We start from the raw sequence: 26,182 nt of genomic DNA, 5'->3' as shown, positions 1-26,182 counted from the left end.
GCCCGATTTTTTAATATTTTTTTCAAAATGGACACAAAAAAACCACCTTGCTTTACCAAGGCAGTTTGTTTTGCTTCACCATATGTACCGCGCACCTATCTCCGACACCATCTGCCTGAGCGGACTCTGTACAGACAACTCAGACCAGGCACCCCTGCGGCACACGAGAAATCTCCCTTAGTGCTGCTTCCGTCAGGACCTGACACGGTTCAGAAGCACTCGTTGCGCAGGACCCGATCGTCAACACTGTCTGAACAGACCAGACCTCACACAGAAAGGGCCTCGGATAGGAATTCAACCCCGTTATAGCGGATTACGGGCTACAGGGCACCGCTACCTCCCCATCTAGCGCGGTGTTATTAATATAACATAAAACAGGCATTTGGATCAATGATTGGGTCCATTTCCCTGACCAAAGTTTTACTCGCCTTATGTATCCGTCTTTCAGGGACCTGCCGCAAATTGAAATGTGGCTAATCTGATCACAGGGATTTGTTTTGCAATTGGAGGGCGAAAGCACCGAGAGCAAACATTCCCAAACCGAGCAGAGAATTCATTATATAATCGGTAGCCGTTTTGGGTAAAGGTCCGCCTGTTCCGTTATTACCTTCCTTGTTATTACCCTCATTGTTGTTACCGCTGTTTTCATTGTTCCCGTTGCTTCCATCCCCCGGTGGTTGATCTGTCTTGCACTTTTTGTTGTCACCTGCAACTTTTATGAAAGCATGTCCGCCAATCGACAATTTCCAGGTATCTTTGGAACTGCTCCACGGCACTTCTACATAGGCATCGCTGCCAGCATTCACTGTACCATTGTACTGTTTTCCGTCTCCAAAGCGGGTCAGGGTGAAATCATAATCCTTGCCGGCCTTGTTTTGAATGCGAAACTTTGCCTTGAGATGATCCGGGCGGCACATGCTGATCAGGTTGAAGTCTGCACGCGGCGGCGTTACTGCAGCTTTGCATTTGATGTTGTTGTCCGCAGTTTTCGTGAATGTATGGCCGGCAATTTCCAGTTTCCATGTATCGCCGGGGCTTGTCCAAGTTACTTTGACCACTGAGTCTTGCCCCGCTTTTGCCACTCCTTCGTATTTTTCATTACCACCCACGCGAACGAGATTATACTTATAATCCTTGTCCGAACGGTTTTGGATGCGAAATTGTGCCGATTGATCGTCAATCCGGCAGTTACTGATGAGATTGAAAAGGGCACGGTCAGGCTTCCCGGTTCCGCATTTGCCATTATTGCCAATCGCTTTGATAAAAGAGTGTCCATCGATCTGCAGCTTCCATGTGTCATTTGCACCTCTCCACTTGACTTTTACAAGCGCTTCTTTGTTTGCCTTCACAACTCCTTCGATTTTTTCGTTGCTCCCCAGACGGACAAGTGTGTAGGCTTGATCTTTGTTTGAATGGTTCGTAACGCGAAGCCCGGCAGTAAAATCATCCGGACGGCACATGCTGGTCAGGTTAAAGTCCCCCCTCAGGGATTTCTCTGCTGCAAAGGAAAGGAACGGGAATATCCCCAATACAAGATTTGCGATTACAGTTACGGCAATCAAACGCCTTAACGCTCTTTTAGACATTGCAAAGCACCTCCGAAATGTACCAATAACCAAATTGGAAATTTTTGTGTTTAAATATTAATCCTTTTGGGAATTTTTTTCAACACCTATTTTCAAAGATTGCGAAACTTTCGTCTGCTGCTGAATCAAAAGCGCAAGTCACTCCAAATAAAAAAGATCAGTAAACACCCGTTCATTACAGGCATTGACCGATCTGTTTGCTGTTAAATTTAATTTTGATACAAAACCAATGGGCAGACCCTGAAATGGGCGCATCAGAAACAGGATTCCTCTCATGATCTCCGGGAATCATCCGGAAGCTTATCCTTCCCCCGGCGGCTGAATGGAAATACCGGCCGAAATCAGGAGCTGCCGAATCCGGCGGGATAATTGCAGTGCCCGGGGACCATCTCCGTGGATACAAATAGTTTGAGCCGTGAGTGGAACGTCTGTGCCTTGCCGCGAACGAACTTTACCTTCCTTCACCATCCGAATCACCTGCGCGGCCGCCTGTTCCGGATCATGGATGAAAGCATCCTCCCTGCTTCGGGGCGTGAGTGTTCCGTCCTGCTGGTAAGTCCGGTCGGCAAAAACTTCACTGGCGGTGCGAAGCCCCAGTTTCTCACCAGCTTTAATCAACTCACTGCCTGCCAGGCCAAACAGGATCAATTCCGGATCTATCCTGTAAACAGCTTCGGCAATCGCTTCGGAAAGGGCTCTGCCGACAGCTGCCATATTGTACAGAGCCCCATGCGGTTTCACATGTTGCATTCGCCCGCCCTCGGCTTTTACAAAAGCAGCCAGGGCACCAATTTGATATATCACCATATCAAACGCTTCTTGCGGCGTAATCGCCATCTCGCGGCGCCCAAATCCGCACCGGTCAGGCAGGCCCGGGTGGGCACCAATCGCGGTCCCTTTATCCAGGGCCATTCTGACTGTTTTTTTCATTGTCGAAGGATCACCGGCATGAAAGCCACAGGCAATGTTGGCTGAAGTAACAATGTCAAGAATCTGTTCGTCATTTCCCAGCCGGTACACACCAAAGCTTTCCCCCAGGTCACTGTTTAAATCTACGGAATACATTTTGTTCACTCTCCTCATTTTAGATAAAGAGAAATGCTTTTCCGCATCAACGCAATTTCGGCTTCACGTTCCAGATATAACATCTGCGCCTCATCCAGGGATATTTCCCGAAAGGTAATGGTTTCACCGGGCTTGACCTGAGCCACCACCGGCAGATCGACGCTGGCAACCTGGGCAATCTTAGGGTATCCTCCCGTTGTTTGCCTGTCAGCCATCAGAATAATGGGATTCCCGTCCGGCGGAACCTGTACCGTCCCGGCTGAAACTGCTTCTGAAATCAAGTCGGCCGGTTCTGTTAACGAAAGCGCAGGACCCTTCAGCCGGTACCCCATCCGGTCAGATTGCGGCGTTACTGTATAGGGGGAAAAAGTAAAAGCTTCTCTGCTTTTTTTTGCAAACAGGGCAAATTCACGTCCGCGGATAAAACGGACCACAGGATGATTCCGATATGCGGGAAGCACCTCTAAACTTAAAAAAGAGCCAGCCGCTTTAAATGGTTGTGAGTCCGCCGGAAACAGCCGGGCTTTGATTTTCTCAGCGGCCTGTGGAGGTGGCTGCACAGGCAAATGATCACCTTTTTGCAGAGCCCTCCCTCGAAAGCCGCCCAGTTTCGCACGCAAATAGGTACTCCGGCTTTCCATCACCTTCGGAACATCCAGTCCACCAGCCACAGCAAGGTAAGCCCGGCAGCCGGAAACACAAGCTCCAAAGCGGAGGATTCCCCCTTTTTTGACGTAAACAGGACGCCATCCGGGAACAGGAACTCCGTTAATTGCAGGGGAGAGATCACCGCCGCAGATCGAGATCAGCAGATCATCCTGAAATTGAAGTTCAGGTCCCCGGAGTGTTACTTCCAGTGCGGCTTCCCCTTCCTCGTTTCCGACAAGCAGATTGGCCATACGTATGGCAAACGAATCCATCGCTCCGCCAACAATCACCCCGTACTTTTGAAAACCGTGACGCCCCTGATCCTGAACAGTGGTCAGCAACCCGGGATGAATAACCTTGATACTCATGCCGTCTCCCCTTTCCAATTTTTAAATTCTTCCGGGGAAATGGCTCTAAAACGAACCATATCTCCTGCTTGCAGCAAACTTGGCGGATTTTCAACGGGACGGAACAAAGCGAGAGGAGTACGTCCAATGATTTGCCAGCCACCGGGAGTAGAGATGGGATAAATACCTGTTTGTGACCCGGCAATCCCCACACTGCCTGCCGGAATGGACAAACGGGGAGAACTTTTTCGCGGAGTGGAAATTTGCTCTGACAACCCGCCCAGATAAGGGAAGCCCGGTGCAAACCCAATCATATATACAAGATAGTCAGGCTGTGTATGGATTTCAACCACTTCATCCGGCGTCAGGCTATTTTGATGCGCTACTTCAGTTAAGTCAGGTCCCCATTCTCCACCATAACAGACCGGAATTTCAACCGTTCTTGGCTGGTAAGTGCCGATGCGGCCTAACCGGTTGCACGCCTGGGAGAGATAAGAACAGACCATCTGATAAGGGGCCGGACGGGAACCGGCTCCATTGCGCTGAGTTGCAACTGTCGGAGCGTTACAAATAACTGCGGGATCGTAATAGATGGTGACAGTGGTAAAAGCAGGGACAATTTCGATCAATCCGGGAAATGGGTTCTCCTCAAGATAGGAGCTTAAAGCATGGACTCTGCGATGTGTTTCTTCATTAATATCTTTTCCCGCTTCCAGAATGACAGCCGTATCCCCAAGCGGAGAGATGGCAAAAGAAAATGACCCATTCGGTTTATGTTCCAGATTTTCCCACCTCCGTTATAACCGGCCTTCCCGCTTGCTCTCACCGGTTCAAGGCTAAGGCTTTTATTATACTATAGCAGGAAAACAACATAAAAAGCCCCCTCCTTGTTCAGGGCATAGACTCTTGTCAGGGGGTCAGATATCTAAAGTAAACATAAATGGTCGCCATGATTAAAGATACAAATGTAACAGGCGCGCCAATTTTGAAGAACTCCCAGTAGCTGAATCCTTTTCCCTCCCTGGCCGCTAAACTGGCTACAATCACATTGGCAGAAGCGCCGATAATGGTACTGTTTCCTCCCAAACAGGCGCCAAGTGCCAGAGACCACCAGAGAGTATTGATTTCCGGAGAAGCAATGGAATACCCTAATCCAGCTGCCATATCCCGTATTAAGGGGATCATCGTTGCCACGAACGGAATATTATCGATGACTCCGGATATAATCCCTGATCCCCACAGGATGAGAATGGATGCCAGCGGAATATTTCCGTCTGTAATCTCTAATACTTGAGCAGCCAAATTCTTAATCACCCCAACCTCTTGCAATCCTCCTACCAGTGTAAACAGGCCTGCGAAAAAGAAAATAGACTGCCATTCCACAAAATCTAGCGCTTCTTCAATCTCATTTTCACGCAGCCCAATCAACATCAATATCGCCGCTCCGGCAACTGCAATGACAGATGCCTCAATATGGATAAAAGAATGGAGAACAAACCCGAGCATGGTTAACGCCAGTACCGCCAGCGACTTTTTCATTAATAAGGGTTCCCGGATATAATCTCGTTCATTGATTTCATTTAGTTTTTCCATACTGTCCGCTGCATGAAATTGTCCCCGGTAAATGAAATACAATAGCACTAAAATAACAATCAGAATAACCGCCGCAATCGGGGCAAGGTGAATAATAAACTGGACAAATGTCAAATGTTTGATGGCTGACCCAATCATGATATTGGGAGGGTCGCCAATCAAGGTGGCCGTTCCCCCTATATTGGATGCAACCACTTCTGAAATTAAGAACGGAACCGGATTGACCCGCAGGATCCTTGTAATGGAAAAGGTAACGGGAACCACTAATAACACCGTTGTCACATTGTCGAGCAAAGCAGATAATACAGCCGTCAGCAATGAAAGAATCACTAAGATGCGAATCGGATTGCCGCCCGCGGCTTTAGCCGATTTTATTGCAATATATTGAAATACGCCCGTTTTATTGGTAATTCCGACCAGTATCATCATTCCAATTAATAATGTGATCGTATCCCACTCAATATAATGCGTAAAAGCTGCCTCAACATCCAAAATACCTGCGATGACCATCATGACAGCCCCTGCCAGGGCGACTACGCTCCGGCTGATTTTTTCAGTGATCAGAAAGGCATATACAGCTAAAAATATAATAATGGCCCATGTTGATTGTTCCAAACCGCTCAGCTCCTTCATAAAAATAAACAGGGAATCCCCTAGATGACAGACTCCCCCAATTCATACAATCTATACAGCCCGGGCCGATGATACAGAAAACATTCAAAAAAATGAAAAGGAAGGTTCAGGCATCCTGTGATTCGCACCGGATTGATTCCTGAACATTGCTGTTAGGCATATTTGAATAAATATTGTCATTTCTCCTGATTATCGCTCTTTTTTATATCTACTGATATACTAACCACATATTGTTGTTTAAATGAAAAGGAGTTTTTAAATGAAGAAACAACTAATGATAATCACTTCCTTATGTTTAACTGTCTCTTCTTTCTGCTTCCCTTCCGTTTCCTTCGCTGCTGACAAATATGAAAATTATGAGGAACTGGCAGCCAATGAACAAATCGGCGAAGACTATGTCATCCGGACCCGTTCAAACTCAAGCAATGTAACTGTTATGGCAATCCATGGCGGGGGAATCGAGCCCGGAACTTCAAAAATAGCTGAAGGGATCGCCGGGGACAATTACAACCTTTATCTGTTTGAAGGAAAAAAACCAGCGGGAGAAAATCGTGACCTTCACATCACCTCCACTCACTTTGATGAACCTGCTGCCGTTAAAATGGCAGCCAGAGCCCACAAAGTGGTTTCCGTACATGGTGCGGCCGGGGTGGACACGCAAATCGTTTACATGGGTGGCAACAACCATTACTTAAAAGAAATAATCGCCAGAAAGTTAGCTGAAAAAAATTTTGAGATTGCACCAACAACTCCACCTGAATATGCCGGCACAAATCCTAAAAATATTTGTAATATGAACAGGACTCATGCCGGTGTACAAATGGAGTTAACCAGAGGATTACGCGATGAACTGTCCAGTAAACCAGAGCGATTTGAAGATTTTGTAACAGCTGTCAGACAAGGGATTTCCGCGGCATATGCAAACCCGTATGAAAGGGTATTTGATTTTAATTACGATAACTTCACTTCCTCAACCTGGATCAATGGCGGAAAATTATTTTATCTGGATCAATCCGATTATATCCTTGGAGTTCAAAATCCTAACAACACTAACGATTCCGTCACCATTCGCTTTAATGTTTACGATCAGAATAACCGCCTGGTCATGTCCCGGACCAAAACAAGCAGCTTTAGAGAAGGGCTTATTAAACACCAGTTGACCGGGCTGCCAAGCGGCTACTATAAAATCCAAATCGTCAATACTTCTAAACTCTCTTCTTATGTCTATGCCGGATTACATTATTAAAAAACGCCGATGACTCCTTTTTAAGGGGGCATCGGCGTTTTTAGCTCCTGTATTCCGAATCGGTTTCCAGTAAAACAGAGGATTTGAATCACTATCAAGCGATCATTTCAATTCTCCGGTAAATTTCGGCAATTTGCTGGCTTCTTAAGGACTCATCCGGATGAATAAACAATTCGTCTGCCAGTCTTCCGTCTTTCATAAACAACACCCGTTCCGCAAAAGAGGCTACCTGTGCATCATGCGTTACCAGCACGATCGTCTGGTTAAATTGAGAACAGCACGATTTCAGCAATTCCAACACATCTTTACTAGTTTTTGAATCTAAACTTCCCGTAGGTTCATCTGCCATAATCAAGGCCGGACGGGAGAGGAGCGCGCGCGCAATCGCCACCCTCTGTTGCTGCCCTCCGGAAAGTTCTGCGGGGCGGGAGGTTAACTTGTCGCTCAATCCTACTATGGCCAATAACTCTTTCGCTCTTCGTTCCCATTTTTTGTTTTTTTCACCCCCCAACCTCAATGGCAGTGTTACATTTTCTAACACATTTAACACAGGGATCAGATTGAAAAATTGAAAAATAAAACCGATTTTTTCACGCCGTACCAGTGTACGCTCCGCATCATTCAGCCGGTTGAGGTGAATCCCGTCCAGGATGATTTCACCGGAAGTGGGCCGGTCTAATCCTGACAGCATATTGAGCAAGGTGGATTTTCCGGAACCACTCTGGCCCATAATCACTACAAATTCCCCTGCCCCAATTTGCAGATTTACATCATTTAACGCATAAAAACGTGTATCCCCTGTCCCGTATTCTTTTACCAAATGTTTGGTCTGCAAAATCATTCCCACTTTATGATCCCCCTTTATCTTTGAGTCTGATTGTAAACAACGAATATCTACGGCAAATAACAAAAAAATTAACAAAGTATAAACAGGGGATAAAAAGTTAGTCAGATTCAAGCAGCAACCCTTCCTACTGACTCGGAAGCAGCTGACGAAAACAAAAAATACATGTGGCTCATCCGGGACCATCTTGACAAAGTTTACTATCCTTATTTTTTTGTGTTTGAAAAAAACATGTGTTATATTATTAGACGTATATTATAAAAATACATTATCTATGCAGAATAATAAGGGCTTTAGAACCACCGAATCATAATTATACAATTGGTTTTTTTATCAATTTTTTTATTATCAACATTGCTCCGTGTTTATACTACAATAGGGATGAATCCGCTTTCATAATATCAAATTTATACTAACAAATAAGGTGTTGATCATTTATGAAAAGTCCACAGACACAGACGCTGCCACAGACGCCCCCTGTTATGAATTATCTAAAATTTATTATTCCTTCTTTGATCGGCATTATCTTATTCATGGTCCCGATTGAGTTTGAAGGTAAAATGACAATCCCGGTTGCACTGCTGGCTAACTGGCTGCAAGAACAGCTTGCCGACTTCTTGCCGGCTATTGCGACAGGATTGATGCTGGTGACTGTTCTGTTCACTCTGATCGCCAAATGGGTACGGCCTGCATTTATTATGGACCGGCCATTTTTCAAAAATCTGTTTGATGTAAAACCTTTGTGGGTAGTCACTCGTGTGCTCGGCTCCGTCTTTGCTGTCCTTACTCTTTTTCACTGGGGGCCCGAATGGATCTGGTCGGAAAACACGGGTGCAATGTTGCTCACAAGCCTGATTCCCGTTCTGATCACCGTTTTTATCTTTGCCGGTCTGTTTATGCCTTTATTGATGGATTTTGGCCTGCTGGAGATGGTTGGCACTTTGTTTACCAGACTGATGCGGCCGCTGTTTACCCTTCCCGGACGCGCCTCCATCGACTGTCTGGCTTCCTGGCTGGGGGATGGGACGGTTGGTGTGTTGCTCACCAACAAGCAATATGAAGACGGCTTTTACACGAAACGGGAAGCAGCCGTCATCGGTACCACCTTCTCAGTTGTTTCGATTACCTTTACGATTGTTGTGTTAGAACAGGTGAAACTGGGGCATTTGTTTGGACCATACTATCTGACCATTGCCCTGGCCGGATTTGCGGCAGCGATTATCCTGCCGCGAATTCCACCACTCTCCCGCAAAGCGGATACCAACTATGACGGATCAACTGGAAGCCTAAATGAAACGGTTCCTGCCAATACCTCAATCTGGAAATGGGGTATTCAGCAAGCAGTAGATCGGGCCAACGAAAATCGGTTCTCCCGACTATTTATAAACGGTATGAAAAATGTTCTCGACATGTGGATCGGTGTCCTGCCAATCGTAATGGCTTTGGGAACCTCAGCCGTTATTATTGCCGAGTATACTCCGGTATTTAAATGGCTCGGTGCACCGTTTGTTCCGCTTCTGTCACTGTTGCAAATCCCCGAGGCAAGTGAAGCTGCACAAACGATGGTTGTCGGGTTTGCAGATATGTTTCTCCCCGCTGTCATCGGCAGCGGCATCATCGAAAGCGAGATGACACGGTTTGTGATCGCTTGTGTCTCCGTGAACCAGCTGATCTATATGTCTGAAGTTGGAGGCCTGTTATTAGGCTCTAAAGTGCCTGTTAACTTTAAAGATCTGCTGATTATTTTCTTGCTGCGCACACTGATTTCCCTGCCGATTGTGGCTTTAATGGCGCACCTCATATTCTAATCAACAACCCCCGCCAAAACTTGAAGCAAGGCGGGGGTTTTGTCATGGAGTGAAGAAGAATATACCTCCATTTGCTGACAGGAATCGTCTCAAACTTTAAAGTGACGATTCTTTATTTTGATTCTGGTACCTTAAGCCTGATTCACCTCCTGACCCCTTGGAAGATAAAAGCAAGTGCGGTCGCATTTCGGCAAATGATGACAGGAATGGGTTCTGCCTTCAATTATTTTCCGGGAAATATCGACAATAACCCGGGAAAGGAGCACTCCAAAATCTCTGCCCCAAATACAAAACTCTATTTGGCAGATTGGTCTCTTCTTTTTTCCATACGAAAATCTTGAAAGAGATAATAGATCGTAGTCACGATGAAAATACCTGCCAATAACATGATTACATATGGAGTCATGCCGCCTGTTCACCTTTCTTTTTCATTTCCAGGAGATGCCGTTCAATCTGATTTGTTTTCCAAAAGATCATCAGCAGTTTCTTACGATCCACCCATAATAGAACAAGGTTCATCATAACAAGAACCAGACTTAAATCAGTTACACCCACGCCATAAAAATAGTTTACCGCCAATACATTGGCAGCAATCGGGAAATAAATTGCCGCACCCAAAGTTGAGGTACGGGGGATCATAATAAGAAGCGCAGCTGTTATTTCACCAATCCCAATCAAAATCTCATAGGTTCGGGAATAAGCAAAAAATGTCCAGGCTAAAGCAAATCCTTCCGGGTCCGGATGTAAGCCGGCGATCTTATGCGTGGGTTCAATAGCGGCAAATTGACCGATTACGATTTTCGCCAACCCGTAGATAAGAAACTGTAAGCCCAGGAAAAAACGAAATGTAGCAGGAAAAGACTTCTTCATCACACGCCAAAGCCGTTTCATATGTTTAGGTACCACCCTTATCAAGTTGAAGTGTTTAACCATAACCTTTCACTTATCATATACAGGCTACCTTAATAGCAAAAAAATAAAAGCTTAACATCAGTTAAACTTTGTTTGAACCGCACTTTGGCATAGAGGATTATTTTTTAGTAAATAAATTTTTTCTGGGAAAGTATGTGAAAAGGATGGCAAGATTCTGCCTCCCCAGCTAGCGGCTGTAGAGATTGCAGATCTGAACTCCGGAACTTTTCAGCGTACGCACTGATTGCCTGAGAGATCTCTGATAATGGGATACTCATTTGAATGGATCCGCTTCCTTCCAGTTTAATTTTTAGTGATGATGACTGTTATACTATCAATTTTCCCCTTATTTGATATTTTAGATTTGCTCCGGGCAAAAAAAGAGATATAATTATTGATAATAGTTATCATTATCAATAATGCGAATATGAGGGAAACAATGATGAGCAAAAGAAACCGGGGGGCCCGTTCTCTCGCCGATCTTATACGGGAACGCCGGACCATCCGCCAGTTCCGTTCCGATCCGGTTCCGCCCGAAGAACTTCAGGAGATTTTGCAAACCGCCATCTGGGCTCCCTTTCACAATCAAAAAGAACCATGGCGGTTTATTCTTGTTTACGGCAATGGAAGACAACGGGTGATTAAACTTGCTCTGCAAGCCTATTCTCATTTGCCCGAAGCGGGGTTAAAAGCACTGGAGCAATATTTACAAACCATCCCTGTATATTTGTTTGTCATCATGGAAGAGAGCAATCAGCGCCGCCAATGGGAGGATGATCTGTGCGCCACCTCAGCATTGATCCATAATATCCAGCTTTTGGCCTGGGAAAAAGAGATTGGCATGGTTTGGAAAACATATGACGATGAGGTGATACAACCGATCAAAGCTGAACTGGGCATCCGGGAACAGGAAAAAGTGGTCGGTCTGCTGCTGATCGGTTACTTTGACCAGGTTCCCCGGGCAAAAGAGCGCACACCCTTAAATGAGATATTAACGATTTGGAATGATTGATCCGTTTTTACTTTCGCTGGTCAATCACCGTTGTAAAGAGGGGACGGAACGACGTGGAATGCCCCTTCTTTCCGGCATGTGCAACATTTGAAAGAAGGCAGTTGTTATTTTCTCAAACGCTTTTTTGGCCAATTCCACATTTCCGGCCATGTGAACAAAACTGTGCACCAATCCTGCAAAACAAAAATAGGTGACATTCACTCCATGTTTGCGAAGCAGGTTTGCATACGCCTCCCCTTCATCTCTCAATGGGTCATATTGAGCCGTCGCAATCAAGGCCGGCGGCAGGTTGCCCGGATTTTTAACCAGTAACGGTGAGGCATACGGCTCTAATCCCTGTGCAGGGTCCTGCAAATAATGGTGCCAAAACCAAATCATTCGTTCCCTTGTTAAATTTCGGCTTCCGCCTGTACGATATGATTTTGTGTTAAATGAATAATGTGTCACCGGGGTGATCAGAAGCTGGCAAAAAAGCGGCGGGCTTTTGATTTCACTCGCCTTAAGCGCGGCGGCGCACGCAAGGTTTGCACCGGCGCTCTCCCCGCCTACGGCCAGCCGCATGGGGTCGCCGTGCAGAAGTTCAATGTGTTCAAAGGCCCAGCAAATCGCGTCAAACGCATCGTGAACGGGGGCGGGATATTTATGTTCCGGGGCAAGACGGTAACCGACCGAGATGACAACACAATGGGATCTTTTTGCGATGGCCTGGCATATATCATCTGAACTGTCCAGGTCTCCCAGCACCCAGCCACCCCCGTGAAAGTATACAAGTACCGGAAACGGCCCCCGTCCGTCCGGTGAATAAATCCTGATTGGCAAATCGGGGGCGGTTCGGGAAATCCGTCGATCTTCCACCCGAACCCCTGCCACTGGCACTCTCGCGAAAAATTTCCTTCCCTCTTGAAAATAATAGCGGGACATGCCGGGGGTTAACTGTTCCAAAGGCGGATGATTTAATTCACTCATTCTCGTATAAATCTTGTTTAAGACCTGTTGTACTTGAATGTCAATTGCCATATCCTTTCACCATTTGCAACTTATTTATGAAATCAGTGTGCATCATAGCAGTTAATGGGCTGCCAGTGGCTAAAATCATTCCGGTCACAAACCATCAAGTAAGCTTTCTTGTGTGGTAGTTGGATACGGCCGCAATCTTTAAATCCGCATTGCTTCAAAGCAGGGACCACAATTCGATTCCGAACGTCCGGTTCTACAACCACCTTGTTTACACCTCTATTTTTAAATAAATACGTTATCATACTGCGGACAATAGGGATAATATAAACCGGACTTAAAAATGATCGGGGTCCAATGACGAAATGTCCGCCGATATCATCTTCCTCATATTCATAGTAATCTCGGATCAGCTCTTCTTTTACTACATAAGACATCATATAGCTGACCGGCATATCATCCAGAAAAACGAGGTAATGCGTCCGGTGCTGCATATTTAAGGATCTGGTCAGGTATGATTTAAACTCTTCCAATGGAATATTTAACTGCCAAAAGGGAGCAATATGGGGAGACTGCATCCATTCATGGAGAAGGAGCAAATCCTTCTCGTATGACAGATATCTCACAGAGATTGTTTGTTGAAGGTCGGGGACATAAGAGTAAAACAGAAGATCTTTGCTTTTCCGGGAACGATTCGTTTCTCTCATTACGCTTAAATGCCACCTCTTTCTGTACATTTATACACCCATATAATAAATGAAAATGATTATCAATAGCAATTAATTTTTTAGTTATTTTTGATAAAACTGTTTACAGACTAATCGTTCAATGATATATTAGTGCCGAATATTGATAATGATTATCATTATCTATCAGGAGGCGTAATCAATGAGTCCAGCCCAGGTATTAAACAATCAGCATTATCTTTCCAGTCAGGAACGCCGGGAGTCTAACGCCCGTTCCTATCCCCGCCGCATTCCGATTGCGATCAAGGAAGCTGTGGGCATTACAGTCAAAGATGTTGAGGGAAAAACTTACTTTGATTGTCTGTCCGGGGCAGGGACATTGGCTCTGGGCCATAACCATCCTGTTGTTATCGAGGCGATCCAGCAAGTCCTGACCAAGAAACTTCCTCTGCATACCCTTGATATCACCACTCCTGTGAAGGAAGAGTTTGTGGAAGAATTATTTAACAGCTTACCAAAAGAATTTGCGTCCAGAGCCAAAATTCAATTTTGCGGGCCCGCCGGTGCAGATGCAGTAGAAGCGGCGCTCAAAATCGTGAAAACAGCAACCGGACGCCGCAGTATCCTTTCCTATCAGGGAGCTTACCACGGGATGACACACGGATCTCTGAGTCTGACAGGAAATACGGGTCCGAAAGAGCCTGTTTCCGGGTTGATGTCTGATGTCCATTTTCTTCCCTATCCATACAGCTACCGCTGTCCTTTCGGGCAAGGCGGAAAAACGGGCGAACAGATCTGCAGCCAGTATATTGAGCATGTGCTGAACGATCCGGAAAGCGGGATCACCACTCCTGCAGGCATGATTATGGAAATCGTGCAAGGCGAAGGCGGAGTCATTCCCGCCCCGGATGAGTGGGTGCGCAATATTCGCACTATGACTCGGCGGCGTGAGATTCCTCTGATCGTGGATGAAGTCCAGACCGGATTGGGTAGAACCGGAAAATTGTTTGCCTTTGAGCATTCCGGAATCGTTCCCGATGTTCTGGTCTTATCCAAAGCCATTGGCGGCTCTTTGCCTTTAGCCGTAGTGATATACGATGAATCGCTGGATCAATGGTCACCCGGAGCACATGCCGGCACATTCCGTGGAAACCAGATGGCCATGGCCGCCGGTCTCGCCACCATTCGTTTTATTCGTAACAACAGGATCGATGAACACGCCTCTTGCATGGGGGAACGGCTGATGTCCCATCTCAAAGCGGTTCAAAAAGATTACGGGTTGATCGGGGACGTCCGCGGCAGAGGATTAATGATTGGAGTGGAAATCGTGAATACCCGGCTCCGGCCTGACTCACTTGGAAGTTATCCTGCTGATCCGAAGCTGGCCCGCCAAATTCAGCAAGAATGCTTTGACAGAGGATTAATTCTGGAACTTGGAGGCCGCCACGGAAGTGTTGTCCGCTTTTTGCCGCCATTGATTATCACACCGGAACAGGTTGATCAGATTTGCCATATCTTTGCAGAAGCTGTGCAGGCTGCAGAGAAGAAAATGGTTCAGACCGCATCATGGAGGGTTAATAAACAGGAATGAACGTGATGGAAAAATCCAAATTTTGCGCGCATTTTTTAAACGGCTCTGCAGAAGCGTGGAGTTCATACCGCCAGGCCATAAATCTGGCACAGGATGTACTCTATAAAAACTTCGCTACCTTACCACAGCCTTTTAGCGGGATTCAGGTTGAAGAACTGGCCTCTCTCCTGGAAACGGAAGAAATCTGTCCGGAGAAAGGCAAGGATCTGACAGATGTCTTGAAATATATAGGGGAAGCCGTTCTGAAACATTCTGTCGCGGTCCATCATCCGGCTTGCTCCGCTCATCTTCACTGTCCTCCGCTTACAGCCGCGTTGGCCGCGGAAACAATGATCAGCGCCGCCAATCAATCGATGGACTCCTGGGATCAAAGCCCAGCCGCAACGATGTTAGAAGAAAAGATTGTTCACTGGCTGTGCCGCCTGTTTTATGGCGACGGCCGGAGTGGTGACGGAGTATTTACCAGCGGCGGGACCCAGTCCAATCTGATGGGATTATTGTTAGCCAGAGACCGTTTTTTGAAAGAACGGCTCGGCTGGAATGTAAAGGAGAAAGGTTTACCGGCAGAGGCAAACAAAATGCGCATTTTATGCTCAGAAGCCGCTCATTTTACCGTGAAGCAGGCGGCAGCATTATTAGGTCTGGGGGAAAATGCCGTCATCAAGATCCGTACAGACCAGAATTTCCGCATATGTCTGCACCACCTGGATCAACAGTTGCATTATCTCCGGTCACAGGGACTGATGCCCTTTGCCCTGGCGGCGACAGCAGGCACAACCGATTTCGGCAGCATTGACCCGTTACACGAGTGTTCAATCCGGGCGCGCCAATTTGGGTTGTGGTTGCACGTAGATGCTGCTTATGGAGGAGCTTTAATCCTAAGTGATCAACACAAACATCAATTAGACGGGATTGAAGCCGCAGATTCGATCACCGTGGATTTTCATAAGTTATTTTACCAGCCGGTCAGTTGCGGTGCTTTCCTGGTCAAAGATGCCACCTGCTTTGATTTACTGAAATCACATGCAGACTATTTAAATCCGGAAGAGGATGAGCTTCTGGGAGTCCCCAATCTGGTCGGCAAATCGATCCAGACAACCCGGCGGTTTGATGCGCTGAAACTGTTTGTTTCCATGCAGGTGATCGGGCATTCACAATTTGCCGGGATGATTGATCACACCCTGGATATCGCTCAGGCAGCCGCGCAGATGATTACTGATGACCCGCGTTTGCAACTGATCAATCCCCATCCCAGTCTGAATGCGGTTGTATTCCGTTATCTTCCCTGCAAGAAGACGGAGGGGTCTGAACAGCTTCCCAGGCAAAATCAAATCAACCGCGCCATTCGCCGCTCATTGCTTCACAGTGGAAAGGTTGTACTGGCCCAAACCAAGGTTAACGGGATGTATTGCCTAAAGCTTACCATGCTCAATCCGCGCATCACGCTGTCAGATGTGAAATGTATTCTGGATCAAGTGAAACAGGCAGGCTCCCAATATGAAGCATGAAAGGAGAGACATTGAGAAAATGCCGAAGAAAATCGCCGAACAGGCCAGCATGCAAAGCTTTTTGAACTGTTATCTCCGGGAAACAGGCAACTATGAATTATTGCCCAGAGAAGAACTATATGAAATAAAGCCCGGTTTATCGGAGGTTTCTGCTGTCCGGGCAGATCATTTTGTCGTATGTGATCTGCCGCACCACCGGATGGAAATCATTGCTCCGGTTAAATACTGGTCTTTAACTGACCGGCATTTATTCTGTTTCCCGCTGTATTACTTCAGCGGGGGATCGGAAATACCGAACGAGTTGGATTATGTTACCCTGGTCACGCTCATCATCAAAGAATTATCAGTATCCCGCGGCATTTCTTCGTATCCGGATGAGTTGATCTTCCGTGTGATACAAAGCTGCCGGCATATTGAGTCCTACGTTTCCAACCGGCAACAGGAGGCGCATGCGTTATATGACACTCACTTTGACTTCCTGGGCACGGAACAGTCCTTAATCTTCGGGCATCTTTTGCATCCCACGCCCAAAAGCCGCCAGGGCCTTTCAGATATTGAACAATCTGTCTGTTCTCCCGAACAGAAAGGGAGCTTCCCGTTGCATTATTTCCAGGCGCACCGCTCCATTGTCCGGGAGCAGTCAAATCTGCCCAAAAAGACAACACAACTGATCAAAGAGGAAATCCTGTCTGATCCGGAAATCAGCGAAAGTTTTAAAAAGAAATACTGCCAGGCGGATGAAACCTCCATCCTTCCCGTTCATCCGGTACAAGCCCAGTATTTACTGCGGAAACCGGAGATTCGGAAGCTGATGGAAGAGGGATTACTTGTCGATCTGGGTATTCAGGGAAGGGAATATTATCCCACTTCTTCTTTGCGCACCTTGTATCATCCTGAGTCCCGCTTTATGTTTAAATGCTCTGTGAATATAAAGATTACCAACTCAGTACGCCTAAACAAATATAAAGAATTGGAACGGGGAGTCGAGGTTGCCCGGATTCTGGACAGTGAGATTGGAAAAGAGTTAAAAGAGCGATTTCCGGATTTCCACATTATCAAAGATCCGGCATTTATCACAATAGCTGTACCCGGATCGGAAGAGTCCGGCTTTGAACTGGTCCTTCGCGAAAATCCCTTTATGGGTGAAAACAGCCAAAACGTGACACTCATTGCCGGATTATGTCAGGATGCAATGCCCGGTTATCAGCCGCGCCTGGCAAATCTGATTACTGATCTGGCAAGTCAGGAAGGCCGTACCACTCAGGAAGTGAGCGAAGACTGGTTCCGCCAGTATCTGGAACTCTCTTTTAAACCCGTGATGTGGCTTTATCTAAAGTTTGGAATTGCTCTGGAAGCCCACCAGCAAAACAGTCTGGTGCAACTTTGCGAAGGATATCCCCGGCAATTTTACTATCGCGATAACCAGGGCTATTACTACTGCGAGTCCACCTTCCCGCAATTGAAGCGCATCCTGCCGGGAATCAACGAGAAAAGCCAGACACGCTGTGCTGACGCAGTAGCTGATGAGCGGCTTCGCTATTACTTCTTTATCAATCATCTGCTGGGGCTGATCAATGCTTTTGGAGTATTCGGCCTGGCCAGGGAAAGCGACTTGCTGGAGGTGTTGCGAAGCTTCTTGCAACAACTGAAACCGGATAACAGGGAACCTTCTGCTCTGATCACAAGCCTGCTGGAAGAAAAAACACTTCCATGCAAAGGTAATTTATTGACCCGCCTGTATGATCTGGATGAATTAACGGGACCGATGGAAAGCCAATCGGTATATGTACATATACCCAATCCGTTCTTAAAAGAGGTGAGGTCGGCCCATGAAATGGCAACATCCTGAATCGCCGCAAACCGCCGAGGGGTTTCAAATGTTTGACCCGGCCATCGGGAAGCGGATCTCGTTCCGTCCGGTGACTTTGGAACGTGATCTGGAAAGGCTTCACCAATGGATGCATGAGCCCCATGTCATCCCCTACTGGAACTTAAATATTCCCTTTGCAAAATATCGGGAGCATCTGCGCAAGTTCCTGGCGGACCCGCATCAGACTCTTTATATCGGTTCGCTTGACGGGACTCCGATGAGTTACTGGGAGACCTACTGGGTGAAGGATGACATTCTGGCCCAATATTATGATTTTCACCCTGATGACCAGGGAGTCCATTTGCTAATCGGCCCGCCTGCTTTTCTGGGCAAAGGATATGCCTCCCCCCTGCTCAGGACAATCACCCGCCGGCTGTTCCACCATAACAGGACGGAAAAAGTGGTGGCCGAACCTGACATCAGAAACGAAAAAATGATCCATATCTTTAAAAAGTGCGGATTTGAGTTTCAAAAAGCAATTGATCTTCCGGATAAACGTGCCGCTCTGATGTACTGCTACCGGGAGCCATTTTTAAGGAGTTGGAATCATGGCAACGCAAAGTGATAAAGAAATCCTCGACCTGATCGGTGTCGGCCTGGGGCCATTCAATCTCGGGCTTGCCGCCATGCTGGCCGGGGCTCCGGAGGTCAAAGCTTTATTTCTGGAACAAAAACCCCGCTTCGCCTGGCACCCGGGGCTGTTAATCGAGGGCACCACCCTGCAGGTTCCTTTTTTGGCCGATCTGGTTACCATGGCTGACCCCACCAGCCGTTACAGTTTTTTAAACTACTTAAAAGAACGGAATCGATTGTACCATTTTTACTTTCTGGAACGGTTTCATATCCCGCGCAGAGAGTATAACCATTATTGCCAGTGGGTTTCGGAGCAGCTGGATATCTGCTGTTTCGGGCAGAAGGTCACACACATTGAGTGGATTCATGACCAGCGGAGGCGCTATTTCCAAGTTGAAGCCACTGACACTCATACCGGGGAAACTCTGGTGTACCGGACCAGGCATCTGGTGTTGGGAGTGGGAAGTGTTCCTCATCTACACCCGCGTTTTAAAGGGCTTCCTGCTGAGGATGTATTCCATTCGGCCCGGTTTTTAGACCGTCTGGACCGTTGCCGAAAAGCAAAGTCCATTACAGTGATTGGTTCAGGCCAAAGTGCCGCAGAAGTATTTTATATCCTGTTGCAGGAGCAAATATCATACGGATATCGGCTGGACTGGTTCACCAGATCAGACGGATTTTTCCCGATGGAGTATTCAAAGCTGGGATTGGAGCATTTCTCCCCGGATTACACAAGCTATTTCTACTCCCTGCCGCAGCATCAACGAGATAACCGTTTGCGTCAACAAGACTTGTTATATAAGGGAATCAGCGCAAAAACAATCGCGGATATTTATGATCTTCTCTATGAGCGGACAGTGGGGGAACAGGAAATCCCTGCCCGTCTGCTGGCTCAAACGGAAGTACAAGAGATTCAGCCGCTGAAAACAGAAGGCAATCCCACATACCGTTTGCATTGTCTGCACCGGGAACAAGCAAAGCGATTCACGCATGACAGCGAGGTTGTGATCCTGGCTACAGGGTATCAGCACAGGATACCCGAATGTATCTCCGGCTTATCCTCTTTGATTCGCTGGGATTCCGGGGGCAGATATGTGGTTCAGTCCGATTACAGGCTCGCTTTAAACGAAGATACGGACAACATGATTTTTGTGCAAAACGGTGAATTGCACACTCATGGGGTAGGCGCTCCTGACCTGGGATTGGGAGCATACCGTAATTCGGTCATCATCAATACGTTGACGGGCCGGGATATTTACCCGGTTCATGACCGCAATGTATACCAGCAATTTGGTGTACCGGAATCAGAGCAGGAACCTGCTGCTTTCCTTCAGCAGACAAGCCTTTTACGCTAAGCAAATGCAGAGGAGTGACAGAACATGAACAGTACCCTATCCCTTCACAACGCTTTTCACCCAGAGACATGGGAAACAGTCTCCTTAAATCTGTTAACAAAAATGATTTCGGAATTTATGTATGAAGAAATTATTACTCCCGAAAAGATTGAAACGAACGATGAGGCAGATTCTTACCAGCTGGCGCTGCAAAACGGGGTTGCATATACATTCCGGGCAAAAAAGCGCCTGTTTGACAGTTACCGGGTTTTCCCTGAAACCATCAGGCGCCATCAAGACGGCTCATCCGCAAAAGCCGTCAATCCGATCCAGTTTCTCCTCGATCTCCGGAGTACCATTGGCATGACTTCCATGACAGCCGGCCATCTGATCCGGGAGTATAATCAAACGTTGATTGCGGACGCCCATATTTTAGAGAAAAAACACAACCGGGATGTTGACCTGACAGAACTGGATTATGCAGAGCTTGAAGGGGAAATGGAAGGACATCCATGGATTACCTACAATAAAGGGAGAATCGGCTTTGGTTATGATGATTATCTGGCGTATGCTCCCGAGCAAAAAAAGCCGGTCCAATTTGCATGGGTGGCTGTTCACAAGGAGCGGGCGGAATTTCACGCCGTACCAAACATCAATCATGATGAATTGGTACGTGGGGAGCTTGGTGACGAAACTTATCTCCGCTTTAAACAAACATTATCCGGCCAGGGGTTAAACGCCGGCGATTATTACCTGCTCCCGGTCCATGAATGGCAATGGAATAACTATATCGTACCTTTTTTTGCCGAAGAACTCGCCCGGAAATATATCATTCCCCTTGGCAAAGGAGAAGATTGGTATCTGCCGCAACAATCGATACGGACATTTGTCAATACCAGTCACAAAAACAAACACCATGTTAAATTGCCCATGAGTATTTTAAATACACTGGTTTATCGGGGACTGCCCGGAGAAAGAACCGTCCTGGCCCCCAAAATCACCGAATACATTAAGGGTATTTGGGAAAAAGACACTTTCCTGCGGGATGAGTGCCGCATGATCCTGCCCGGTGAAATTGCCAGCCTCAATGTTGACCATCCCTACTATGAAAAACTTGAAGGTGCCCCCTATCAGTACCTGGAGATGTTAGGGTGCATCTGGCGTGAAAGTATCTATTCCTGCTTAGATGAAGGGGAAAAGCCCATCACGCTTGCTTCTCTTTTACACATAGACGGAAACGGAAAGCCATTTGTTTCCGCACTGGCAGAGAAGTCGGGATTGGATCTGGAAGAATGGCTGAACCACTTATTCGATGTAGTGCTGCCTCCGCTGCTTCATTATTTATATCGGTATGGTGTCGTCTTTTCACCTCACGGTCAAAACACCATCCTTGTGTTAAAGGACTTTGTCCCCCATCGCCTGGCCATGAAAGATTTTGTTGACGATGTCAACGTCAGCAAACATCCGTTACCGGAGCTGGCCGGATTACCCGGTGATCTGAAAAAGGTGCTTCGCAGTGAGCCGCCGGAAGGACTTTGCCAATTTATTTTTACCGGCCTGTTTATATGCCATATGCGTTATTTGTCCAACTTGTTGGAAATCCATCATCAATATCCGGAACCTGCATTCTGGCAGAAGGTTCGTACTTCGATCCTTCAGTATCAGGAGCGCTTTCCGGAATTGAAAGAGCGGTACCAACTGTTTGATTTGCTCAAACCCAGGTTTACGAAACTCTGCCTCAACCGCAACCGCATGTTGGATTACGGATATTCAGACGATGACGACCGCCCGCACGCGTCTGAATACGGGCAGGTAAATAACGCGCTGGCAGCAGTATCCCTTAAACAAGTGTAATGTTTTTAAGCGGCGATTGAATTGCAACCGAAACAGCATTGGCAACCCACTCTAACCACGTTCAGCAAGAGTAGGTTGCCCAACGCCATTTTTAGACAGTTGGTAAAAAGCAGAAAACCAGATCACGACTTGCTCAGAACCGGGGTGACACAACCTTGGCATGAAAGCTTAAATCATACCGGGGAAGCAGAATTCTGGGGAGCGACCTTTTGGCGAGCGACCCAGCGGAAAAAACGGATCAAGGGAAAAAGTGAGGCAACTCTTCCTTGCCCACGCTTCCCTGCCCTAATGCCTACGCCCCTTGTGCAGCTTTTAGAGCTGCCATCTCCACTTCCTTGCATGGCGCCGATCAGGAGTGAGACAGAATTCTGCCTCCCCCCTTAGTTACACACTTTCACGAAAAAAGCACATCCTTTCTGTATGTTTTTCAATCAATCTTTCAACCCACATACACATCTCTATTCATTATGTATTAAGGTCTAGACAACTTTACCAATATATAATAAAATGATAATATATAGAATATTTAATATTTACAGATAAGGAGGCCGATCCAATGGCACTGCGAAGTATCTGGTGCAAAATGGTTGCAGCTTGCGGGGTGATGCTTCTGGCTGGAGCCGGTATGCTGGTGTTCGCCGAGAGCGCCTCTGCTCACGGTTATATTGAGTCACCGGCAAGCCGCGCTTATTTGTGCAAGCAGGGGATAAACAAGAATTGCGGCCAGATCCAGTGGGAACCGCAGAGTGTAGAAGGGCCGGGATCATTCCCGCAATCCGGTCCGCCGGATGGACAAATCGCCGGCACCAGCCGTTTCCCGGAGCTTAACGTACAAACGGCGGATCGCTGGCATAAAGTCACCATGCAAGGAGGCAGCAACACCTTTAAATGGTATCTAACCGCACCCCACAGCACAAAAGAATGGAAATACTACATTACCAAGAAAGGCTGGAACCCTGACAAGCCACTGGCCCGCGCCGATCTTGAACAGTTCTGCTATTACTACGACGGCGGGAAAAGGCCGCCGAACACGGTAACTCATACATGTAACGTGCCGACGGACCGTACCGGTTACCATGTGATTCTGGGCGTCTGGGAAATTGCGGATACCGGCAATGCTTTCTATCAGGCGATTGATGTTAATCTGGTTAACAGCATTTCAAATGTACAGGCTCCCGCTGCTCAACCCAATGTGGTTTTCGGGTTACAAATGCCAAGCATTATCAATCTGTTAAGTTCTATCAATTCCATCAAATGATAGAATATGAAGCAGAAAACAAGTCGTAATACGATTTTGCCCCATTCCCTGGCGGCGAATAAGACATCCTGGAGTGATGTCTCTTTTTTTGCAAGCGCTGTCAAAACCTGATCTGTCCCGTGTTAACCTCTCTTCTTATATCCATTTGCTTGATGAATCAGAAAAAAAACTTCATGTTACAATTGATAAAACTTCTAAAAACAAAGGGGAATAAATAATGGAAAATGAAACACTTAAAATCTTTGATGAACATGGCAATCAAACAGGGGTGGCTACACGTGAGGAAGTACACAGGATCGGGTATTGGCATGAAACATTCCATTGTTGGTTTGTCAGCAGAGAAAAGGGGATTGATTATATTTATTTTCAAATCCGCAGTGATTTAAAAAAAGATTTTCCCAACCTGTTTGACATTACAGTTGCCGGACATATATTAGCCCATGAAACAGTCGGTGACGGAATAAGGGAAGTGAAAGAAGAACTGGGCATGGATGTATCGTATGACGAGCTGGTCCCTTTGGGTGTGATCAAAGATTGTATCATACAAGAGGACTTTATTGATAAAGAATTATGCAACGTTTTCTTATATCCGTATAAAAAAACAATCAATGATTACAAACTCCAAAAAGAAGAAGTTTCAGGAATTGTAAAAGCTGAATTCAATGCCTTTTGTGAACTATGGTCAGGAGAAAAAGAAGAAATTCCGGTTGCAGGGTTTGAATTGAATCAGGCCGGAGAAAAAATTCCCCTGCATCGGATGGCAGGCAAAAACAGCTTTGTTTCACATGAAAATACATATTTTGAGACTGTGATCAAATTGATCAAAAAGACAATTGAATGACCGGGGAATGGGAACCATAAAATCGTTTGTATATCAGAATCAAAATTGATAGACTATAAATGAAAAACAACGGAAGGAGGGTACTCATATGAAAAAGAGATCACTAGGATCTTTGTCCAAAGGAATTGGGTACTCGACTGCCGTTTTCTTTCAAGATTCTGATCACGGGAGAAGTCTGTCCAAATTTGGATTGCAAGCGGCCTGACATCCTTTGATTAGAATCCCAGCAGGAATAAGCGGGATCGAATGCCACAGGTCGCTTTCCTGTGGTTTACATATCATGGTGTGTACATCACAGGGAATGCCTGTGGTGTTTTTTTATTAACAGCCAAAAAGGAGGAACCCCGGATGAAAATGAAAGGCACCAACATCTTTGTAAAAATTCTTGAAGACTCCGATGCAGAAGGGTTGTTGCGTCTGGAATTGAGAAATCGGGACTTTTTCCAAACATATACACCGTTACGTGATGATGCTTTCTACACACTGGAAGGTCAACGGGAACGAATCAGGAAAAACAATAAAATGAAAGATCTGGATCAATATTACTTATTTGGCATTTATCTGGCGGAAACCGGCGAATTAATCGGAAATATTACACTTTCAGAAGTATTGCGCGGACCTTTGCAAAGTTGTTTTATCGGATATTATCTGGATAAAAACCATAACGGCAAAGGATATATGACAGAAGCTGTCCGTCTGGCAGTCTCTTATGCATTTAATGAATTGAAGCTTCATCGGATCGAGGCAGGGGTTATGCCACATAACACACGGTCAATGAGGGTATTGGAAAAAGCGGGATTTCATAAAGAAGGCATCGCAAAGAAAAACGTGAAGATAAACGGAAGATGGGAAGACCATCAGGTGCTCGCCATCATTAATGAAACGGATGAACATGAATCCAATATAAAATGACTGTTGGGCATGAGCAGTTCTGATTTTACCGGTTAGTGATTTTGAAATGGTATAATAATCGGGAACATGGGCAAGTGAATGTTATACGGTTGATGTGTGTTCCGCTTCTTCACGCCAAGGGCAATATCGGGACAAATGAGCGCGTCGTTCATAGTCAGGAGTGAAAAACCATGAATCGCTATATGGTATTTGATATTGGCGGTTCCAGTGTCAAACACGCCGTCATGGATGAATCAGGGGATTTTTTGGAAAAAGGAAAATTTCCATCCGAACGAAACGATTTTGCAAAGTTTAAAGATGACCTGCTTGCGGTGATCAACCGGGCTAAAGAAAGATACGAAATTGCCGGGATTGCCATGAGCTGCCCGGGCGGGGTTGACTCCGAAAGCGGTGTGATCGGGGGAAGCAGCGCTCTTCCGTGCATTCACGGCCCTAATTTTAAAAAGGTATTTGAGGGTGAAACAGGCCTCCCGGTGGAGTTGGAGAATGATGCAAACTGCGCGGCCCTTGGTGAACTCTGGAAGGGAGCAGCGAAACACAGTCAGAATGTATTGTTTGTTGTGGTAGGGTCAGGAATTGGCGGAGCGGTTGTCAAAAACCGCAAAATTCATAAAGGAGCACATTTGCACGGCGGGGAATTCGGCTACATGATTATGGATATTCATAGTGAAAATGGAAATGTTGAATGTAAAACATGGAGCAAAATTGGTTCAATCGGTGCACTTGTTCGCCGTGTGGCAAAAGAAACAGGATTAAGCGTCCACGAACTGAGCGGCGAAAAAATTTTGGCTATGGCAGAGGATGGAGATGTGCGGGCGCAAAAGGCGGTTGACCAGTTTTATCTTACCCTGGCGCACGGAATTTTCAATCTCCAGTATGTATATGACCCGGAAAAAATTATTCTCGGCGGCGCAATCAGCACTCGGGACGACTTTATTGAACAGATTGAAAGAAGGCTGGCTTTGTTGTTATCCCGCGTGAAATTTGCCAAAGTGAGACCTGTAATCGAAGTGTGTCATTTCAAAAACGACGCCAACCTGCTTGGTGCACTTTATCATTATATGCAGCAACGGGCTGAGTAAAATCATTTTACCTACAGGAAGAGGA

General features: G+C 46.4%; 22 protein-coding genes and 1 other RNA gene. 13 read left to right on the top strand and 10 right to left on the bottom strand.

Going from position 1 to position 26,182, the window contains the following annotated elements; translation table 11 throughout:
- Nucleotides 1-87: 87 nt before the first annotated feature.
- From ffs to I8U27_RS17595, 6 genes are all read right to left on the bottom strand, one after another.
- Nucleotides 88-354, bottom strand: an RNA gene (gene ffs / locus I8U27_RS17620) — signal recognition particle sRNA large type.
- 128 nt (nucleotides 355-482) lie between these two features.
- A complete protein-coding gene (locus I8U27_RS17615) occupies nucleotides 483-1,586 on the bottom strand; it encodes a hypothetical protein (RefSeq protein ID WP_181754256.1) in 1,104 nt (367 codons plus the stop codon).
- A 300-nt stretch (nucleotides 1,587-1,886) separates the two neighbouring features.
- A complete protein-coding gene (locus I8U27_RS17610; RefSeq protein WP_181754254.1) occupies nucleotides 1,887-2,651 on the bottom strand; it encodes a LamB/YcsF family protein in 765 nt (254 codons plus the stop codon).
- Between the two features lie 14 nt (nucleotides 2,652-2,665).
- A complete protein-coding gene (locus I8U27_RS17605) occupies nucleotides 2,666-3,667 on the bottom strand; it encodes a 5-oxoprolinase subunit C family protein (RefSeq protein WP_181754252.1) in 1,002 nt (333 codons plus the stop codon).
- Nucleotides 3,664-4,392, bottom strand: coding sequence for a 5-oxoprolinase subunit PxpB (gene pxpB, locus I8U27_RS17600; RefSeq protein WP_181754271.1), 729 nt, complete (start codon nucleotides 4,390-4,392; stop codon nucleotides 3,664-3,666). Before pxpB ends, I8U27_RS17605 begins: the two co-directional genes overlap by 4 nt.
- A gap of 163 nt (nucleotides 4,393-4,555) precedes the next feature.
- Nucleotides 4,556-5,872 carry an ArsB/NhaD family transporter gene (locus I8U27_RS17595; protein ID WP_181754250.1) on the bottom strand — a complete coding sequence of 439 codons (1,317 nt, stop codon included), beginning with the start codon at nucleotides 5,870-5,872 and terminating at the stop codon, nucleotides 4,556-4,558.
- Between the two features lie 259 nt (nucleotides 5,873-6,131).
- Here I8U27_RS17595 and I8U27_RS17590 point away from each other — a divergent pair, with 259 nt between their 5' ends.
- A complete protein-coding gene (locus I8U27_RS17590) occupies nucleotides 6,132-7,118 on the top strand; it encodes a poly-gamma-glutamate hydrolase family protein (protein ID WP_181754248.1) in 987 nt (328 codons plus the stop codon).
- Nucleotides 7,119-7,212: 94 nt separating this feature from the next.
- On the opposite strand, the gene I8U27_RS17585 is transcribed toward I8U27_RS17590, so the two are convergent.
- Complete coding sequence (locus I8U27_RS17585; protein ID WP_181754269.1) at nucleotides 7,213-7,959, bottom strand: ABC transporter ATP-binding protein; 747 nt, start codon at nucleotides 7,957-7,959, stop codon at nucleotides 7,213-7,215.
- 440 nt (nucleotides 7,960-8,399) lie between these two features.
- On the opposite strand from I8U27_RS17585, the gene I8U27_RS17580 reads away from it, so the two are divergent.
- Nucleotides 8,400-9,770, top strand: a complete 1,371-nt coding sequence (locus I8U27_RS17580) for a YjiH family protein (protein ID WP_181754246.1) — start codon at nucleotides 8,400-8,402, stop codon at nucleotides 9,768-9,770.
- Nucleotides 9,771-10,172: 402 nt separating this feature from the next.
- On the opposite strand, the gene I8U27_RS17575 is transcribed toward I8U27_RS17580, so the two are convergent.
- Nucleotides 10,173-10,661, bottom strand: coding sequence for a hypothetical protein (locus I8U27_RS17575; protein ID WP_232345622.1), 489 nt, complete (start codon nucleotides 10,659-10,661; stop codon nucleotides 10,173-10,175).
- 463 nt (nucleotides 10,662-11,124) lie between these two features.
- Between I8U27_RS17575 and I8U27_RS17570 the strand changes: the two genes are divergently transcribed.
- Nucleotides 11,125-11,694 (top strand): nitroreductase family protein, encoded by a 570-nt coding sequence (locus tag I8U27_RS17570; protein WP_181754244.1) that lies wholly within the window; start codon nucleotides 11,125-11,127, stop codon nucleotides 11,692-11,694.
- A 24-nt stretch (nucleotides 11,695-11,718) separates the two neighbouring features.
- On the opposite strand, the gene I8U27_RS17565 is transcribed toward I8U27_RS17570, so the two are convergent.
- The gene (locus I8U27_RS17565) at nucleotides 11,719-12,711 is read right to left on the bottom strand and encodes an alpha/beta hydrolase (protein ID WP_181754243.1); all 993 of its coding nucleotides are present in this window, start codon (nucleotides 12,709-12,711) and stop codon (nucleotides 11,719-11,721) included.
- A 32-nt stretch (nucleotides 12,712-12,743) separates the two neighbouring features.
- Nucleotides 12,744-13,355: a GNAT family N-acetyltransferase gene (locus I8U27_RS17560; protein ID WP_181754242.1), complete on the bottom strand. Its 612-nt coding sequence runs from the start codon at nucleotides 13,353-13,355 to the stop codon at nucleotides 12,744-12,746.
- 181 nt (nucleotides 13,356-13,536) lie between these two features.
- Between I8U27_RS17560 and I8U27_RS17555 the strand changes: the two genes are divergently transcribed.
- The 10 genes from I8U27_RS17555 to I8U27_RS17510 all read left to right on the top strand — a co-directional run bounded on the left by I8U27_RS17555 (nucleotide 13,537) and on the right by I8U27_RS17510 (nucleotide 26,157).
- Nucleotides 13,537-14,925, top strand: a complete 1,389-nt coding sequence (locus I8U27_RS17555) for an aspartate aminotransferase family protein (RefSeq protein ID WP_181754241.1) — start codon at nucleotides 13,537-13,539, stop codon at nucleotides 14,923-14,925.
- A 5-nt stretch (nucleotides 14,926-14,930) separates the two neighbouring features.
- Nucleotides 14,931-16,433: a pyridoxal phosphate-dependent decarboxylase family protein gene (locus I8U27_RS17550; protein WP_198065898.1), complete on the top strand. Its 1,503-nt coding sequence runs from the start codon at nucleotides 14,931-14,933 to the stop codon at nucleotides 16,431-16,433.
- Nucleotides 16,423-18,282, top strand: a complete 1,860-nt coding sequence (locus I8U27_RS17545; RefSeq protein WP_232345620.1) for an IucA/IucC family protein — start codon at nucleotides 16,423-16,425, stop codon at nucleotides 18,280-18,282. Before I8U27_RS17550 ends, I8U27_RS17545 begins: the two co-directional genes overlap by 11 nt.
- Nucleotides 18,283-18,325: 43 nt before the next feature.
- Nucleotides 18,326-18,868, top strand: a complete 543-nt coding sequence (locus I8U27_RS17540) for a GNAT family N-acetyltransferase (protein WP_445164674.1) — start codon at nucleotides 18,326-18,328, stop codon at nucleotides 18,866-18,868.
- Nucleotides 18,852-20,231 carry a lysine N(6)-hydroxylase/L-ornithine N(5)-oxygenase family protein gene (locus I8U27_RS17535; protein WP_181754239.1) on the top strand — a complete coding sequence of 460 codons (1,380 nt, stop codon included), beginning with the start codon at nucleotides 18,852-18,854 and terminating at the stop codon, nucleotides 20,229-20,231. Before I8U27_RS17540 ends, I8U27_RS17535 begins: the two co-directional genes overlap by 17 nt.
- Nucleotides 20,232-20,255: 24 nt before the next feature.
- Entirely contained in the window at nucleotides 20,256-22,064 is a 1,809-nt protein-coding gene (locus tag I8U27_RS17530; RefSeq protein ID WP_181754238.1) for an IucA/IucC family protein, read from the top strand.
- Between the two features lie 556 nt (nucleotides 22,065-22,620).
- The gene (locus tag I8U27_RS17525; protein ID WP_181754236.1) at nucleotides 22,621-23,322 is read left to right on the top strand and encodes a lytic polysaccharide monooxygenase; all 702 of its coding nucleotides are present in this window, start codon (nucleotides 22,621-22,623) and stop codon (nucleotides 23,320-23,322) included.
- Nucleotides 23,323-23,539: 217 nt separating this feature from the next.
- Nucleotides 23,540-24,163, top strand: a complete 624-nt coding sequence (locus I8U27_RS17520; RefSeq protein ID WP_181754234.1) for an NUDIX hydrolase — start codon at nucleotides 23,540-23,542, stop codon at nucleotides 24,161-24,163.
- 348 nt (nucleotides 24,164-24,511) lie between these two features.
- Nucleotides 24,512-25,075, top strand: coding sequence for a GNAT family N-acetyltransferase (locus tag I8U27_RS17515; protein ID WP_181754232.1), 564 nt, complete (start codon nucleotides 24,512-24,514; stop codon nucleotides 25,073-25,075).
- Between the two features lie 170 nt (nucleotides 25,076-25,245).
- Nucleotides 25,246-26,157, top strand: coding sequence for an ROK family protein (locus I8U27_RS17510; RefSeq protein WP_181754230.1), 912 nt, complete (start codon nucleotides 25,246-25,248; stop codon nucleotides 26,155-26,157).
- Nucleotides 26,158-26,182 lie beyond the last annotated feature (25 nt).

It is taken from the genome of Paenactinomyces guangxiensis (genome assembly GCF_016055185.1).
GTDB classification, from domain to species: Bacteria; Bacillota; Bacilli; order Thermoactinomycetales; family Thermoactinomycetaceae; genus Paenactinomyces; species Paenactinomyces guangxiensis.
Note: the sequence above shows the minus strand (reverse complement) of the source record. Positions and strands in the feature narration are given on the sequence as shown.